We start from the raw sequence: 1001 nt of genomic DNA on the forward strand, positions 1-1001 counted from the left end.
GTCTATGGCCGTGGTCAATGCGTTGTGTAGTTGGTCGGTGGTGATCGGGCGCAACTTGAGCGAGGCGATGGATAACACCGGCGCCCCGGTGGTATCGGCCAATTCAATGGACACTGCGTCCTGCCCGGCTGGAGCAAGACGGGCCCGCACCCGCGCAGCACCCACACCTTGCAACGAGATCCCCGCCCAGGAAAACGGCACCACCATTGAAGAGGTATGGCCGGTTACACTGATTTCTTTGGTCTGGGCGACCTCGGTGAGCAGCATCGCGTGAAGCGCGGCGTCTAACAGCATGGGATGAATCCCAAACCCATCGACTGCAAGACTGCTGTCGTCGGGAATAACGATGTCGGCAAAGACTTCTTGCCCGCGCCGCCACATCGCGCGCAGCCCCTGAAACGCCTCGCCATACACATAGCCCCGCTCAGCGAGGCGCGCATACGCATCCGACACATCGACAGCGCCGGCATCCACCGGCGGCCATTGCGCCAAATCCGTTATCGGTGTTGATAATCCCTCAACTCCCTGCCCCAACAGGCCCTCGGCATGCAGTGCCCATTTGGCATCGCCATGATCCTCTCGGGCATACACCGACACCGCCCGGTCATCAGACTCATCAGCGCCACTGACGACCACCTGCACCTGGACCCCACCGGCGGCTGGTATCGCCAGCGGCGCGGTCAACGTCAACTCCTGCAGTACTGCACAACCAACCTCATCACCGGCCCGAATGGCTAACTCCACAAACCCCGCCCCAGGGAACAACACCACCCCGGCCAGCGCATGGTCGGCCAACCACGGCTGGGCACTTAGCGATAACCGCCCGGTCAACACCACCCCCCCGGTATCGGGCTGCTGCACCACAGCACCCAGCAACGCATGCTCAGCACCCACCAACCCCACACAGGCCACATCCCCGGTTTCTGCTGAGTGATCGGCCAGCCAGTACCGGCGCCGCTGAAATGCATAGGTGGGCAACTGCACCGGGTGTCCATGCCCGT

At 62.7% G+C, this 1001-nt stretch carries 1 protein-coding gene; it reads right to left on the reverse strand.

The window, feature by feature from the left end; genetic code table 11:
• A partial coding sequence (locus A5782_RS21145; RefSeq protein WP_197694300.1) for a polyketide synthase dehydratase domain-containing protein occupies positions 1 to 1001 on the reverse strand: 1001 nt, incomplete at both ends.

Origin of the sequence: Mycobacterium sp. 852002-40037_SCH5390672, assembly GCF_001665875.1 — a bacterium.
Classification (GTDB): domain Bacteria; phylum Actinomycetota; class Actinomycetes; order Mycobacteriales; family Mycobacteriaceae; genus Mycobacterium.